The sequence below is a fragment of the Mucilaginibacter sp. P2_D11 genome (assembly GCF_056404435.1).
Genome location: NZ_JBFUEA010000005.1, coordinates 136,949 through 151,959 on the forward strand (window position 1 = coordinate 136,949; position 15,011 = coordinate 151,959).

A 15,011-nucleotide genomic window follows, 5' to 3' on the forward strand; every position below is an offset into this window, starting at 1 on the left:
AATAAAATCATTTTAATCGGTCTCAAAAAAACAATCGGTGGAATCAAAGATAACTCATTTAGATAAGCAGAATAACCCAACCATGGTTAATGTATCGGCAAAGCAGGCTACGCACCGCACGGCCACGGCGCAAAGCATCGTGGTGCTACCGCAGGAGGTATTGCTGCTTTTAGCCGATGGCGAATTGCAATCTAAAAAAGGCGCGGTGTTTCAAACGGCTATAATCGCCGGCATTATGGCCGCCAAAAAAACCGGCGACCTGATACCCCTCTGCCATCCATTAGGTATGGATAACTGCATGATTACCATTAGTTTAAACGAAGTAGATGAAGTGGTTATAGAATGCACAGCCAGCATCACCGCAAAAACGGGCATCGAGATGGAGGCGTTAGTCGGCGCATCTGTAGCGGCTTTAACGGTGTACGATATGTGCAAGGCGCTTAGCCACGATATCGTTATTAAGGAAACCAAACTCATCTCAAAAACAGGAGGTAAGCGTGATTTTAAAAGAACATAAAAAGCATACGGCTATTGCCCGCCCGGCAATGGGTAATTTTGCGCGAAACGAATGGGCCATCGTAGGTGGGCCCTGTACCGTTATAAAAGTACTGGCCGATACTATTATCGAAGCCCTCTCGCCGCAATATCAGTGTGCTTATGCCGATACCTCGCATGAGGATATACAGCTGCAAGGCCGGCTAACCGTTGGGGCGGCCTTGGAATATGCCGATCAGGTAAATTTCAGCCAGTTGTGCTACAAAACGTCCTTAACGCCATTTATGCAACGCGAATTGTTCGCGCATATGGATATGGTACTGGTAAATGGCAACCATCAGCAGGCAAAAGCGCAGGTGGTTATCATAGATGCCAATAAAAAAGCGTCCCTGCAAAAAAGAGCAGCCGAGCTAAATAACATCCAAATGATATTGCTGGCCGATAACGCCGACGAGATATTCGATTTTGTAAAGGAGGCAGCCCCTAACTGGAGCGAGTTGCCCACGTTTAGGATAAACAGTGATAGGGAGCAGATAATCTACTTTTTTCAGGATAAATTGCAGCAAGCAAAGCCTGTTTTGAATGGCTTGGTATTGGCCGGCGGCAAAAGCGAACGTATGGGAGTTGACAAGGGCACGGTGAACTGGCACGGCAAAGAACAACGCTATTATATGGCGGATATGCTGAAAGGCTTTTGCCATGATGTTTTTATTTCCTGCCGGAATGAGCAACAGCAAGGCGAGATAGCCGATGAGTATCAAACCTTAACAGATACCTTTACGGGCCTCGGGCCATATGGGGCCATCCTCTCGGCATTTCGGTATAACCCGGATGCGGCCTGGTTGGTAATAGCCTGCGATATGCCGCTTGTAGACGGAAATATCTTACAGCATTTAATAGACAACCGGAGCACGCAGCACCTGGCTACAACCTATTACAGCGATGCAACCGGCTTTCCTGAGCCATTGATAACAATTTGGGAACCAAAAGCTTATCCGGCTTTACTTCAATTCCTCGCGCAAGGGTATTCCTGCCCTCGCAAGGTGCTTATCAATTCAGATATCCACTTATTGCGTGTGCCCGATGCTGCCGCTCTGAGCAATGTAAACACTCCCGAAGAAATGGACCGGGTGAAACGCATTATCCATAATCAGCTTGCCAAAACCGATGAATCCTGACCTGCAACGATACAGCTGCCAGATAGCCTTGCCCGGTTTCGGCGAAGCGGCTCAGCAGCGCCTGCAGCAAGCGAAGGTGCTCATCATTGGCGCGGGAGGTTTGGGTTGCCCCGCAGCGCTGTATCTGGCCGCGGCCGGCATTGGCACCCTGGGCATTGCGGATTATGATACCATATCGCCAGGGAACCTTCACCGGCAGATACTATACGATACAGAAGATGTAGGAAAGCAAAAAGCGCTCATTGCCTGCGAACGCCTCTTGAGGCAAAACCCCGAGATTGCCTTAGTACCGCATACCGATAAAATCACTTCAGTAAACATTGCGCAAGTGATTGATGATTATGATTTTATAGTAGATTGTACCGATAATTTCGACACGCGTTACCTCATCAACGATGCCTGCGTGCTAGCCGGCAAACCGCTGGTTTACGGCGCAATTTACCAGTACGAAGGCCAGGTAGCCGTTTGGAATATGCCCAATTCTGATGGCAGCCGCGGCCCCAACTACCGCGACTTGTACCCCCAGGTTAATGCCGCGCAAATACCTAACTGCTCGGTAGGGGGTGTTATCCCAACATTGGCGGGTATTATTGGCAGCATGCAAGCCAACGAGGTAATCAAGCTCATCACCCAAACCAGGGAGGTGCTTGCAGGGAAAGTGCTGATTTTTGATGCATTAAGCATGCAGAGCCGCATCATCAAAATAGGTAGCATTACTAAAACCAATATCACGGCGTTACAGCAAATAACCGAGCCTTCAATAATCACTGCTGCTGATTTGCAAAAGCAATTGGAACACAATGAGATACTACTTATAGATGTACGAACGCTGCAAGAGCGCGATCTATATGACATCGGCGGTGAACACATCCCTTTAGACGAACTCGAAGAAAATATCCACCTGCTACGGCCCGATAAAACAGTAGTATTTTATTGCGCCACAGGCAAACGCAGCAGCGAAGCCGTGAAATTAGTAAACAAATTAATGCCGGCTATCAACGCCTTATCCCTCGAAGGAGGGCTATATAACTGGGCCGAAATAGGAGAGTAGCGGGTTCCCAATTACTGAAACTCAAAACCTTCTCCACTCACTAACAACCACTCACCAAGCCCCTTAATTCCCTTTCTTGCCGAAAATAGAGAAGTGTACGTACCTGCTTGGGTGTGCTTTCAGATCTATCATCAGGTTATCCAGGTTTTTGGAAGCATTATTCAGGTTATCGTAAAGTTTGGTGTCGCTTGTCAGCAAACCAAGGGAGCCTTGGGTGCTGTTTACTTTAGCTATCACAGCCTGTAAATCGGCCACGGCTTTATTGGCGTTATCCAGCGTTTGTTTGATGTTGGAATCAGCAAGGTCGCTGCTGAATTTTTTGAAGTTGCTTGCTATACCATCAAAATGTGCGGTACTCGCTTTCAAATTGCCCGATGTAGCTTCGGCGTTGGCCATTATGGCATCTATGTGGCCGCTTTGCGCGCCAACCAGCGCATCAATCTTCCTGGTGGTCAATTCCAACGTTTCCAAAGAATTGGCAATGCTGGCAAAGCTGCGGTCTACATTTTTTTGGAAATTTGGGTTCAGGATATGGTTGATGGCCCCCATAGCCGAATCTACCTTAGTAATCAGTATTTCTGCTTTGCGTTGTATAGGCTGCAGGCTCTCGGCCAGGCTACCCTGTATATCGGCACGCAGGGTATCGCCGCTTTGGGCCAATACAGTGCTTTTACCCAGTTCGAAAACGATAGCCTTGCCGCCAAGCAAGTCAGTGCTTTCCAACCTTGCGAGGGTATTGTCCGGTATATCGTATTCGCTGTTTATTTTGAATTCAACGGTGGTACGCCCATCCTTATCAGAGAATTGCATCTTAGAAACGCGCCCTATCTGGAATCCGTTCACCAGCACGGGTTTAGATACCGTTAAGCCTTCCACGCTGCGGTAAACGGCATAAAATTTATTCGAGCCAGAGAAAACGTCGTTCCCTTTTAAAAAACTATAACAAAGTATTAATACAGTAATAGATACCGCCGTAAGGGCGCCAATTTTTGTTTCGTTAGATATTTTCAAGGTAGGTGGTGTTTTTTAGTTTGTTATAGTTAGTTCCATTTGGTTCTTGTAATTTTTGATGGCCCGAACTATCGAATCTACAATTTCGTTTTGTCCTTCTTCAGAATTCAGGTACTGCTCTTCTTCAATATTGTTGATGTACCCGGTTTCTATCATTACCGATGGCATAGCGCTGTGGCAAAGTAAGTAAAGCCCTTGCTCGCGCAAGCCTTCGGTGCGCCTTCCGTCATTCTGAACAAATTCATCGTTTATAAAGTTTGCGATACTTACGCTTTGCTTACGGAATTTCCGCTTATACTCGTTGGTAAGTATAATAACGGTAGGGTCGTCGGGGTCAAGGGCCTCACCATTAAGGTCGCTATCTTCCACCTGGTTGTTTTGTATAGCTTTCTCTTCCTCGCGCGAGCGGTGCAAACCGTAAATCAGCAATAGCACACCTTTACCGGATCTGTCTGCCACGCGCACGCTCCGGTACACCGGTTTTTTCTTTTTAGTACCTATTCGTTCATGTACTACGCGGTCGGCCAGGGAGTTGCAATGCAGCGAGATAAATAATTGCCCTTTATTTTCATTAGCTATTTGCGCTCGCCTTTCCCAAGATACGTCATCGGCCGTGCTACGGGTTAAAACGGCTCTTACGCTGGCTAATTCTTTTTCTATCGCCTTTTGCAATTTAAGCGCAATGGCAAGCGTTACATTTCTTTCCGAAGAAAAAGTACCGTCGGCACCGCGCGAATAATGCCCCGCAGGTGCGCCATCTGCCTTAACGCCGTGGCCTGCATCTATGATGATAGTTTTTAACTTAAAACTGTTTACAATGGTGTCTTTTTTTATGGAAGCTACCGACTTTAATGGAAACAACGAGAAGCATAATAATAACACCCCTAAACCGGGAATCAACTTTTTGAACCTGTTCAATATTTTATTTTTCATTATGTTTGAACGCTGTTAACTGTACCTGCAAAAATACTATTCATAATCTATTTTGAAATTAGTTGCCCCTTTTTTTCTGTTTGCACTTATAGTAATGGTAAGCTTTGTAGCTAAGGCAAGCAACGCTTATAGCAAAACGCTTGCTAAAGATACCATTATTAAACTTGATTCTGTACGCGACCGAAAGCTGTTGAAGCTAAAAAAACCTGTTGCCAACGCTAAAAATAACACTCTCGTGGCACAACGCGATACCACGCCCAAAGGCTCAGGCCTTAAATCCATCATCAGGGCAACGGCCGAAGATTCTTCCTATACCGATAGGAAAAACAAACTCTCGTACCTGTGGGGAAGGGCAAAAGTGGTTTATGAAGATTTTGAATTGGATGCCGATTACATCCGTATCGACGAAAAAAATCACCTGATATTTGCCCGTGGCCGTATCGACCAAAAAAGGCGTTATGGCGAGGGGAGACCCATCTCCAAATCTAAAGACGAGAAGCCTGTAGAATCAGACTCGCTGCTGTTTAATTACGATACCAAAAAAGGTAAAATATGGAACCCTGCTACCGAGCAGGACGGTAATTTCATCTCGGGCGGGCAGGCAAAAGTGCTGCCGCACGATGAGGTAGCCTACCGCAACGTAATCTTCAGCACCTGTTCGCTACCTTTCCCTGATACGCATTTTGGTATCGTGATTACAAAGGGTATCGGGCAAAAATCGAGGATCATATCGGGCCCCGCATATCTGGAGGTTGAGGGCGTACCTTTGCCTTTTGCCATACCATTCGGCTTTTTCCCAAAACCCAATACCCGTTCCTCGGGTGTGATACTGCCCACCTTCGGCGAAGATCAGAAACTGGGTTTTTACCTGCGCAACCTGGGCTATTATATGGGCATCAATGATAATATCGATGTTACCTTTATGGGTTCGCTGTATTCTAAAGGATCGTATGAGTTGAGTGCCAATTCGCGTTACCTTAAAAGATATAAGTATGGTGGCAACATAACATTAAGCTACGGCTCGCACAATTACGGGTTGGTAGGCGATCCGCCGCGTAAGGATTTCAACATCACCTGGTCGCACTCGCAAGACCCTAACGCGCATCCGGGCACTACCTTCAGTGCTTCAGTAAACGCCGGTACATCAAGCTTTTATCAAAGCACGAGGGCGCAAGATAGCTACAACCTGCAATCGCTTACCCAAAACAACCTGCGATCCAGCATCAACTACGGCCGCACCTGGGCCGGCACGCCTTTCAACTTAAACATAAGTTTGGGCCACTCGCAAGATCTTACCAAAAAAACGGTAACCTTAGAGTTGCCTACCTTCAGCTTTAACATGTCTACCATCAGCCCGTTCGACCCGGCTGATCGCGTGGGCGAGCAGAAATGGTATCAGAAGATAAACGTAGGTTACAGCCTGGTAGGTACCAATAAGCTAAACAGCATCCCCGAGTCTGAGTTGTTTACCAAAAACACTTTAACAAAAAAGCTGCAGAATGGTATGATGCATACTGTGCCCGTTTCTTTGAACATGAACATTCTTAAATACTTCCAGTTCAATACCGGCGGTACCTATACCGAACGCTGGAATTTCCAAACCGTGCGCAAAAGGTTCGATAGGGGGAGCATCAGCGGGCAGTTGCTGCCTATTACAGATACCGTTGCCGGCTTTGCACGATCCGGTGAATACAACTTAAACGCCGGCGTATCTACCAAGGTTTACAGTATGATTACCTTTAAAAAAGGCAAGCTGAGAGCCATACGCACTACCACTACGCCGCAGATAAGCTTTAGCTACCGGCCCGATTTTGGCGACCCAAGCTTTGGCTATTACCGCACGGCAGTAAGTGCCGCCAGCGTGCCATATCCTTATACTTCGCAACAGTATTCTATTTTCGAGCAGTCCGCTTACCCCGGGCCATCCTCAGGAAAACAGGCAGGGATAGGCTTTTCGCTGGATAATACCATCGAGGCCAAGGTGAAGGCCAAAAGCACCGATACCAGCGGCATAGAACCGAAAATACCTATACTCCAGGGCCTTTCTCTTTCTACATTTTACAATTTCGCAGCCGATTCGATGAAGCTGTCTAATATCAGCGTATCCGGCCACACTTCCATACTTAATCAAAAAGTAAACATCAACTTCAGCGGCAATTTCGACCCATACCTAACGCTCGTACGAGATTCCATCTCAAATGGGGAGGTACGCAACTACGCCCGCCGCGTAAACCGTTTAAGTTTCAGCGAAGGCAAGTTCCCCTTGTTGCAAAGTTTCAGCCTTTCTATGAGCGCCAGCCTCAACCCGGCTGTTTTCAGGCCGAAGCCACAGCAAAACACAAACGGAACCATGGCCGCGATGACGCCAGACCAATCGCAGCGCCTTGCCCTAATCAACAGCGACCCGGGCGCTTATATCGATTTTAACGTACCCTGGAATTTATCTATCAATTACAGTTTCAGCTACCAAAACAACATCATCAACAGCAGCTCCAGCAATACAGTAATGCTTAGCGGCGACGTAAGCATCACTCAAAAATGGAAGATACAATACAATACCAACTACGATTTAAAAGCCAGGCAACTGAGCAGCGCAACCTCATTCGCCATTTACCGCGATTTGCATTGCTGGGATCTATCAATACAATGGTTGCCTTTCGGCTATTATAAATCGTACAACGTAACGCTTAAAGTAAAGGCCTCTATTTTGCAGGATCTGAAGCTGAGCAAGCGTAACGATTATACCAACAACCAATCATTCAATTAAGATGCTGGCAGAAATAATAACCATTGGCGACGAGATACTGATAGGACAAATTGTTGACACCAACTCGGCCTGGATGGCCGAAAAATTGAACCACGCAGGCATCCGGGTGAAGCAGATATCATCAGTATCCGACGACAGGAAGCATATCCTGGCCGCGCTTGCCGAAGCCGCCACCCGCGCCGATATTATCCTGATAACCGGCGGGCTGGGGCCAACAAAAGACGATATCACCAAGAAAACCCTCGCCGAATATTTCAATGTGGGTATGGTATTGAACCAGGCCGCGCTGGATAACGTAAGCAACATCTTCAAAAAATATAACCGCCCCTTGCTGGAGGTAAATCGCCAACAGGCAGAAGTGCCGGCCAATTGCGAGGTAATACAGAATAAAAATGGCACTGCGCCGGGCATGTGGTTCAATAGTAATGGCAAAGTATATGTTTCGATGCCGGGTGTGCCCTTCGAGATGAAGTACATGGTAGAAGAGGAGGTGATACCCAAACTGAAAACCACATTTAAATTGCCGGTAATTATCCATAAAACCATCCTCACGGCAGGCGAGGGCGAATCCTTCCTGGCGGAGAAGATTGCTGATATAGAGGATTCGTTGCCTGCGCATATTAAATTGGCCTATTTGCCAAAACTAGGGCAGGTGCGCCTGCGCTTAAGTGCCGATGGCGAAGATGCTGCACTACTACAAACCGAAGTGGATAGTTATGCCGCAAAAATCATCGACCGCGTAAAGCATGCCGTGGTTGCCGAAGAGGATATCCCGCTGGAAAAAGCAGTGCTCAATTTTATGGCGCAACGCGGGCTTACCTTATCAGTAGCGGAAAGCTGCACCGGCGGCTATATATCGCACCTGATAACGCAGCACGCCGGCTCATCGCAGGTATTTTTAGGCGGCGTGGTTTCGTACTCGAACCAGCTAAAAGAAAGCGTGCTTGGGGTAGAGGCCGAAACGCTGCAGCAATTTGGTGCCGTAAGCGGCGAATCCGTAGCCGAAATGGTTGAAGGCGCACTGCGCAACTTTAACTCAGATTATGCGGTGGCGGTAACTGGCATTGCCGGCCCGGATGGCGGGAGCGCCGAAAAGCCTGTGGGCACCGTATGGATTGCGGTGGCAAATGCAAATAAAACAGTAACAAAGAAATTCACATTTGGTAATAAACGCCTCCAAAACATCGAACGGAGTGCCGTATGGGCGTTTTTTATGTTAATTACTTTACTTAACGAATTAGAAAAATGACCGTCAAAATCCATAATTTTGACCAAACCAAACGATATTCTGTATGGCCAAATACCAACTGTTACTGCCGAAGATGGGGGAGAGCGTTGCGGAAGCAACGGTAATCAAATGGACCAAAAGCCCGGGAGATTACATCGAAATTGACGAGGCCGTAATGGAAATAGCCACTGACAAAGTAGATTCTGAAGTTCCCTCGCCGGTCTCCGGCAAATTAATAGAACAACTTTACAAAGAAAACGACGTAGTACAGGTAGGTTCTGTAATAGCAGTTATAGAAACAGAGCCTGACGCGATAGAAGCACCAGCCACCGAGCCTGCACCCGTTGTAGAAAATATACCGCCGCCCGTAGCCTACGCTCCGCCGGTAGAACCTGTTCAACAAACGCCTGCTGCGCCACCTGCGCCGTCACCGGTTATTCCGCCTGTGCAGGATATCCCGGGCATAAGCCAGTTGCCGCAACGGCCATCGGTATTGAGCAGCGTAAAGTTCGACAACCGTTTTTATTCGCCACTGGTGAAGAGTATTGCCATGCAGGAAGCCATTGGCAACGATGAGCTGGATCATATACCCGGTACCGGCGTAGATGGCCGTTTAACCAAAGACGACCTGCTGGATTACATCAAAAACAGGCCGAAGTACGAAGCCCCGGTGCATGCTGTACACCCAGAACCCGTGTTGTCTGAGGAACCGGTGGTTACTTACACCGCAGCGATACCTGCACCCTATACGCCGCCACCTGCACCGGTTGAAGAACCCGTACAGGCACCTGACGAAGAACCCGAAGCTGCTCCGGAGCCACAACCTCAACCGGTTGCGGAAGCACCAAAAGCTGCACCTGCCCAGGAAGCGCCTAAAACTGCACCAAAACCGGCTGCATCAATATCCGGCGGTGACGAGATTATAGAAATGGATCGTATGCGCAGGCTTATTGCCGACCATATGGTTTACAGCAAGCACACCTCGCCGCATGTAACTTCATTTGTGGAGGCAGACGTTACCGAACTGGTAAACTGGCGCGAACAGGTGAAGGGCCCGTTCGAGAAACGCGAGGGGCAGAAGTTGACCTTTACGCCGATATTCATAGAGGCGGTTATCAAGGCCATCATTGCGCTGCCAATGATCAATGTATCGGTAGTGGGTACGCAAATCATCAAAAAGAAGAATATCAATATCAGCATGGCTACCGCTCTGCCGAATGGTAACCTCATCGTTCCGGTTATCAAACGCGCCGACGAATTAAGCCTGCTGGGCATTGCCAAATCTGTAAACGACCTTGCGCATCGTGCCCGCATAGGCAAGTTACTGCCCGATGACGTAAAGGATGGAACATTTACCATCACCAACGTAGGTTCGTTCGGCAACGTGATGGGTACGCCTATTATCAACCAGCCGCAGGTAGCCATATTAGCGGTTGGCGCAATAAAAAAGAAACCGGCCGTGGTAGAAACTCCGCAGGGCGATGCCATTGCCATAAGGCACATGATGTTCCTCTCGTTATCTTACGACCATAGAGTGGTAGATGGCGCACTGGGCGGAACATTCGTACGTAAGGTGGCCGACTACCTTGAAAATTGGGATATAAGCCGTACCATATAGTTAATTAAATGTGAATTCTACAAAAAACAAAAGGCCCGTAAGGGCCTTCTGTTTTTTGTGCCGGAGAATCTACTAAAAACTCCGGCGGCATCAAGATTTTGCCGGGGCTAAACTGACCCCTGTTAGCTGATCGGCAAAGGCTACGAATGCCTTGTTGTCTGATATACGTTGCTGGTTGTCGATTAGTTTTTGGAGATTTATTTTTCCGATCACGAATTTATAACTGCCCGAATAATAACGCTCCTGGATATGCTCGAAGCCTAAAGCTTCTACCAAAGCTTCATCCTCGTAACGCAGGTAAATATTCAATTCTACGTTATTGGTGAACTGCAGGTTTTTAATTTCTTTGGCCTTTTTGTACTCATAGCCGTAATCATAGCGCAACGCCGCAATATCTGATAATACTGCCGAGCCGGTAGGGTGGCCACCTGCGCCCTTGCCAAAGAAAAATTGCTGGTCGGCAAAGGCTGCCTGTACCGTTACGCCGTTATACTCGTACTCCACATTGTATAAAAACTCGGTTTCGTTTACGAATTTAGGCAACACGAACAGGGCCACATTGCGGGCATCCAGTTCTTTGGCCACGGGCACCAGTTTTATTTTCAGGTTCTTTTCGCGGGCATATTGAATATCGTTTGCGCTGAGGTTCTGTATACCGATGTTGAACACGGTTTCCGGCTCAACAATTACACCGTAAGCATGTGCGGCGGCAATAACCAGTTTGTATTTAGCGTCGTAACCGCCTACATCCATGGTAGGGTCGGTTTCGGCGAAGCCCAGGTCTTGTGCCTGCTTCAGTGCCGTATCATAATCCAGGTTTTCTAAAAAGCCCTTAGATAGGATATAGTTAGATGATCCGTTGAATATGCCGCTGATGGAATGCAGTAGTTCGTTATCGTAATACTCCTCCAGGTTGCGTATGATGGGGATACTGCCGCAAACTGCGCCCTCGTAAAGCAAAGATGTGCCGTGTTTTTCCTGCAGGGCAATCAGTTCGTGCAGGTAGGTGGCAATCATTTTTTTGCTAGCCGATACCACGTTTTTGCCCGAAGCCAAAGCGCGCGAAACGATTTCGAAAGCGGCTTCAGTATCGTTTATCAGCTCTACTACGGTATTTATCTCAGGGTTGTTCAATATCTCGTCCCTATCCGTAGTAAACAATTCCTGCGGCAGGCTGCGTAGCTTGCCGGGATTCTTGATGGCTATTTTCTTTATTTCGAGGTTGAGGTTCTTAGTGCGGATGATATCGTATAGTCCCTGGCCTACCACTCCGAAACCGAAGAGGCCAATATTTAGTTTCTTACTCATTAAGCGATTTTTTGCAGTTCTATTATTTTCCCTTTAACATCCGTCTTAAAAAAGGATGTGATTATTTTGGTTAAGTCTTGTGTTTCTATTAAAAACCCGTCGTGCCCGTAAAAGGAATCCAGTTCGGCAAAGGCCGATTTGGGGATATGCCTGAACAGGTATTGCTGCTCCTCGATAGGGAACAACACATCAGTTTTGATGCCGATAACCAGCGTGCGGGCTTTGATAAGGCTCAACGCTTTTTCTACCCCGCCACGCCCGCGGCCCACATTGTGTGAATCCATCACTTTGGTTAGGTACCAGTAGCTGTAGGCATTGAACCGGTTTACCAGTTTTTGGCCCTGATAAGCCTGGTAGCTCGATGCCCTAAAGTTATCGGTATGGGCGCTATCCTCTTCCTGTTGGGTAATATCGTAGGTTTTATACCCGCGGTAGGATAACAGCGCTATGCTGCGCGCAGCCAGCAATCCTTTGCTTCCGCCATCAGGCGAATTAGCGTAGAAGGTACGGTCGGCCCTGATGGCCAGTCGTTGCGATTCGTTGAAGGCGATGCCCCATGGCGAGTGGCGGGCATTGGTTGCGATGAGGATAAGATTTTTGATGCGCGCCGGCTCGGTAATGCTCCATTCCAAAGCCTGCTGGCCGCCTAAAGATCCGCCTAGTAACAACTCGATATGTTCTATTTCGAGGTGATCGGCCAATAGCTTATGCGCCTTCACCATATCGCGGATGGTAAATTCGGGGAAAGCCAGGTAATAAGGCTGACCGGTATTAGGGTTGATGCTTAACGGGTTCGAAGTTCCGTAAGGCGAGCCGATGATATTGGCGCAGATAACGAAATGCTCATCGGGGTTAAAGTAATCATGCTCGCCGAAGAGGCCTTTCCACCAATCAAAAACATCAGAATTTGCGGTAAGTGCGTGGCATACCCAAACTACGTTATCGCGGTTTTTATTGAGGGTGCCATAGGTATTGTAGCCTATTTGCAGGTCCTTTATTTTACTGCCGCTTTCCAGCTCGAATACACCGGTGTAGGTAAAACTTTCTAAACTCATCTCTATACTTTTTGTTGCTTTGGGAGCAGTTGTTATACAACCGCTCCCCGGCAACACCACTTAAAAAAAACTAAAAAAGAAAAAACTTAAGCCAGTTCCAGCTCTGCTACTTTAGCAAATGCTTGTTCAAAATCGGCTTTAATATCATCAATATGTTCAATGCCAACGGCAACGCGCAGCAGGGCAGGGGTAACGCCTGCAGAAAGCTGCTCGGCATCGCTCAACTGCTGGTGCGTAGTTGCTGATGGCTGTATGATCAGGGTTTTGGCATCGCCCACATTAGCTAAATGGCTTACCAGTTTAAGGTTGTCTATAACTGCAGAAGCCAGTTCCTTATCGCCTTTCAGTTCGAAGGAAAGCACCGCGCCGAAGCCATTTTTCAGATACTTTTTGGCCAGGGTATGCTGCGGCGACGATTCCAAGCCCGGATAGTTCACTTTGGCTACCTGTGGCTGGCTTTCCAGCCATTTGGCAAGTTCCAGCGCGTTATCTACATGGCGTTGCACGCGTAACGAAAGCGTTTCCAATCCCTGTATGTTCAACCAGGAATTGAATGGTGATTGCGATGGACCGAAATCGCGCAGCCCTTCCACACGGGCGCGGATAATGAACTGGATATTGCCGAATGGCCCGTTTACACCGAATACATCGGCAAAAACCAAACCATGGTAACCCTCGGACGGCTCTGTAAATTGCGGGTATTTGCCATTACCCCAGTTGTAATTACCACCATCTATAATAGCGCCGCCAATGCTGGTGCCATGGCCGTTTATCCATTTGGTAGTAGATTCTACCACTACGTGTGCACCGTGTTGCAATGGGCGGAAAAGGTAGCCGCCTGCAGCGAAGGTGTTATCTACGATAAGTGGCAAATCGTGTTTGTTGGCCAATGCCGCCAATTTTTCAAAATCGGGGATGTTAAAACCTGGATTTCCAATGGTTTCCACGTAGATTGCTTTGGTTTTATCGTCGATAAGCGGCTCTATGCTTTCGGCGGTGTCATCGGCAGCAAAACGCGCGTCTATCCCCAAACGCTTAAAGGCAACTTTAAACTGATTGTAAGTGCCGCCATACAAGTATGGCGAGGTAACGAAGTTATCGCCAACCTGCAGTATATTATTCAACGCCAGGAATTGCGCCGCCTGGCCGGAACCTGTTGCCAAAGCCGCTACGCCGCCCTCTAAAGCCGCGATGCGTTTTTCGAACACATCGGTAGTAGGGTTCATGAGGCGGGTATATATATTGCCGAATTCCTTCAGCGCAAACAGGTTGGCACCATGTTCGGCACTATTGAAAACGTATGAGGTAGTTTGGTACAAAGGAACGGCGCGCGCGCCTGTGGTAGGGTCGGCCTCCTGGCCTGCATGCAGTTGTAAGGTTTCGAATTTCAAGTTTGACATAATCTGTAGATTTAAAGGGTTTTGTATGAAAAATATTTAATTACGATAGGATAAGCATATCCTTTAGGGTATCACGCGTGCTTCCAGAAAATAAAAAGGGGGAACGTGTTACGGGATTAGCAGCAGCAACACATGCAAATACAGCCAATAATTTGGTTGTATGCAGAAGATAACCCCAATTGGGATTGCTGGTTGTTTTGCTGAGCTACGTAAATTGTACTTTTCATGATTAAAAATTTATATCCCCCGGTATTCTTTTTCCGGGACAGGAATTGGCACCTTCTCCAATTTGGAGGGTTGCCAGCGGGTTTTCGAGCCTGATCTCTCGCCGCTTCTTTATAAACCAAAATCCTTTTGAGGGGAATTGATTAAGGTATCTCTACCGATTAACGTGGGCAAATATAGGGCAATGCCGTTTTAATATCCAAATAATATTTTAATTTTATTGTGAGTGGTAGGATAGCACCTTGTAATAAGCGTTTTTTTTACCCAAAAGCGCGAAGACGACATATTAATCAACATCCGTAATGTTATTGTGTATGGCTTTGTCCCATCGGGACAACTGGTTGGTAGAAATATGGTCTTATACAGCTATAGGTTACACCCGGTCGTGTTTGTTTACACTTTAATTTAGTCCTGAATGGTGTTACGCTTTAGCGGATATTGTTACGGATGCGGCTCAAATGCCGGGGCGCAAAGCCCGGCATAGAGGTCAACTGCTGTAAAAGTATCTTACTGCAAAAGGTGGGCTAACGGGTAAGCAATTTTTTGTAACGTTGCTCGGCAGTTAGTATGGTAACAACGCTATATCGTTGTCACCGGCAACGGCATATCGTTGTTTGGTTTTGTACATCACGGCCATTGGCAAGACCAGCCGTCAGGGAAGCTGTTTCTATCGACCATTTAAGCGCAATTTTTGATTTGCCGGTATATTTGTAGCTGTGGCAGGGTTTGTGGGTAGGCTGTT

Annotated in this window: 11 protein-coding genes and 1 riboswitch; of the genes, 6 read left to right on the top strand and 5 right to left on the bottom strand. The window is 47.4% G+C overall.

The features are described 5' to 3' along the window. The first annotated feature begins 37 nt into the window (after nt 1–37). The 3 genes from moaC to AC1DXC_RS09200 are packed head-to-tail and all read left to right on the top strand — an operon-like array spanning nt 38 to nt 2,724. A complete protein-coding gene (gene moaC / locus AC1DXC_RS09190; protein ID WP_477458852.1) occupies nt 38–517 on the top strand; it encodes a cyclic pyranopterin monophosphate synthase MoaC in 480 nt (159 codons plus the stop codon). Then, nucleotides 498–1,673 carry an NTP transferase domain-containing protein gene (locus tag AC1DXC_RS09195; RefSeq protein WP_477458853.1) on the top strand — a complete coding sequence of 392 codons (1,176 nt, stop codon included), beginning with the start codon at nt 498–500 and terminating at the stop codon, nt 1,671–1,673. Before moaC ends, AC1DXC_RS09195 begins: the two co-directional genes overlap by 20 nt. Further along, complete coding sequence (locus tag AC1DXC_RS09200; protein ID WP_477458854.1) at nt 1,663–2,724, top strand: ThiF family adenylyltransferase; 1,062 nt, start codon at nt 1,663–1,665, stop codon at nt 2,722–2,724. Before AC1DXC_RS09195 ends, AC1DXC_RS09200 begins: the two co-directional genes overlap by 11 nt. A 63-nt stretch (nt 2,725–2,787) precedes the next feature. Here the strand turns inward: AC1DXC_RS09200 and AC1DXC_RS09205 are convergent, their stop codons facing one another. Next, the gene (locus AC1DXC_RS09205) at nt 2,788–3,735 is read right to left on the bottom strand and encodes an MlaD family protein (protein ID WP_477458855.1); all 948 of its coding nucleotides are present in this window, start codon (nt 3,733–3,735) and stop codon (nt 2,788–2,790) included. A 15-nt stretch (nt 3,736–3,750) separates the two neighbouring features. Next, on the bottom strand, nt 3,751–4,668 hold the full coding sequence (locus AC1DXC_RS09210) for an N-acetylmuramoyl-L-alanine amidase family protein (RefSeq protein WP_477458856.1): 918 nt from the start codon (nt 4,666–4,668) through the stop codon (nt 3,751–3,753). A gap of 52 nt (nt 4,669–4,720) precedes the next feature. On the opposite strand from AC1DXC_RS09210, the gene AC1DXC_RS09215 reads away from it, so the two are divergent. Genes AC1DXC_RS09215 through AC1DXC_RS09225 form a run of 3 tightly spaced genes read left to right on the top strand, consistent with a single transcriptional unit; the run spans nt 4,721 to nt 10,281 of the window. Further along, nucleotides 4,721–7,435 carry a putative LPS assembly protein LptD gene (locus tag AC1DXC_RS09215; RefSeq protein WP_477458857.1) on the top strand — a complete coding sequence of 905 codons (2,715 nt, stop codon included), beginning with the start codon at nt 4,721–4,723 and terminating at the stop codon, nt 7,433–7,435. 1 nt (nt 7,436) lies between these two features. Next, nucleotides 7,437–8,684, top strand: coding sequence for a competence/damage-inducible protein A (locus AC1DXC_RS09220; RefSeq protein WP_477458858.1), 1,248 nt, complete (start codon nt 7,437–7,439; stop codon nt 8,682–8,684). A gap of 43 nt (nt 8,685–8,727) precedes the next feature. Continuing rightward, nucleotides 8,728–10,281, top strand: coding sequence for a dihydrolipoamide acetyltransferase family protein (locus AC1DXC_RS09225; RefSeq protein ID WP_477458859.1), 1,554 nt, complete (start codon nt 8,728–8,730; stop codon nt 10,279–10,281). 90 nt (nt 10,282–10,371) lie between these two features. Here the strand turns inward: AC1DXC_RS09225 and AC1DXC_RS09230 are convergent, their stop codons facing one another. The 3 genes from AC1DXC_RS09230 to AC1DXC_RS09240 form a co-directional block, all read right to left on the bottom strand. Next, nucleotides 10,372–11,589: a homoserine dehydrogenase gene (locus AC1DXC_RS09230; protein WP_477458860.1), complete on the bottom strand. Its 1,218-nt coding sequence runs from the start codon at nt 11,587–11,589 to the stop codon at nt 10,372–10,374. Continuing rightward, nucleotides 11,589–12,644: a homoserine O-acetyltransferase family protein gene (locus AC1DXC_RS09235; protein WP_477458861.1), complete on the bottom strand. Its 1,056-nt coding sequence runs from the start codon at nt 12,642–12,644 to the stop codon at nt 11,589–11,591. The genes AC1DXC_RS09230 and AC1DXC_RS09235 overlap by 1 nt, the downstream gene beginning before the upstream one ends. An 86-nt stretch (nt 12,645–12,730) precedes the next feature. Then, nucleotides 12,731–14,044 carry an O-acetylhomoserine aminocarboxypropyltransferase/cysteine synthase family protein gene (locus tag AC1DXC_RS09240; protein ID WP_477458862.1) on the bottom strand — a complete coding sequence of 438 codons (1,314 nt, stop codon included), beginning with the start codon at nt 14,042–14,044 and terminating at the stop codon, nt 12,731–12,733. A gap of 234 nt (nt 14,045–14,278) precedes the next feature. Continuing rightward, nucleotides 14,279–14,389, bottom strand: a riboswitch (SAM riboswitch). Nucleotides 14,390–15,011 lie beyond the last annotated feature (622 nt).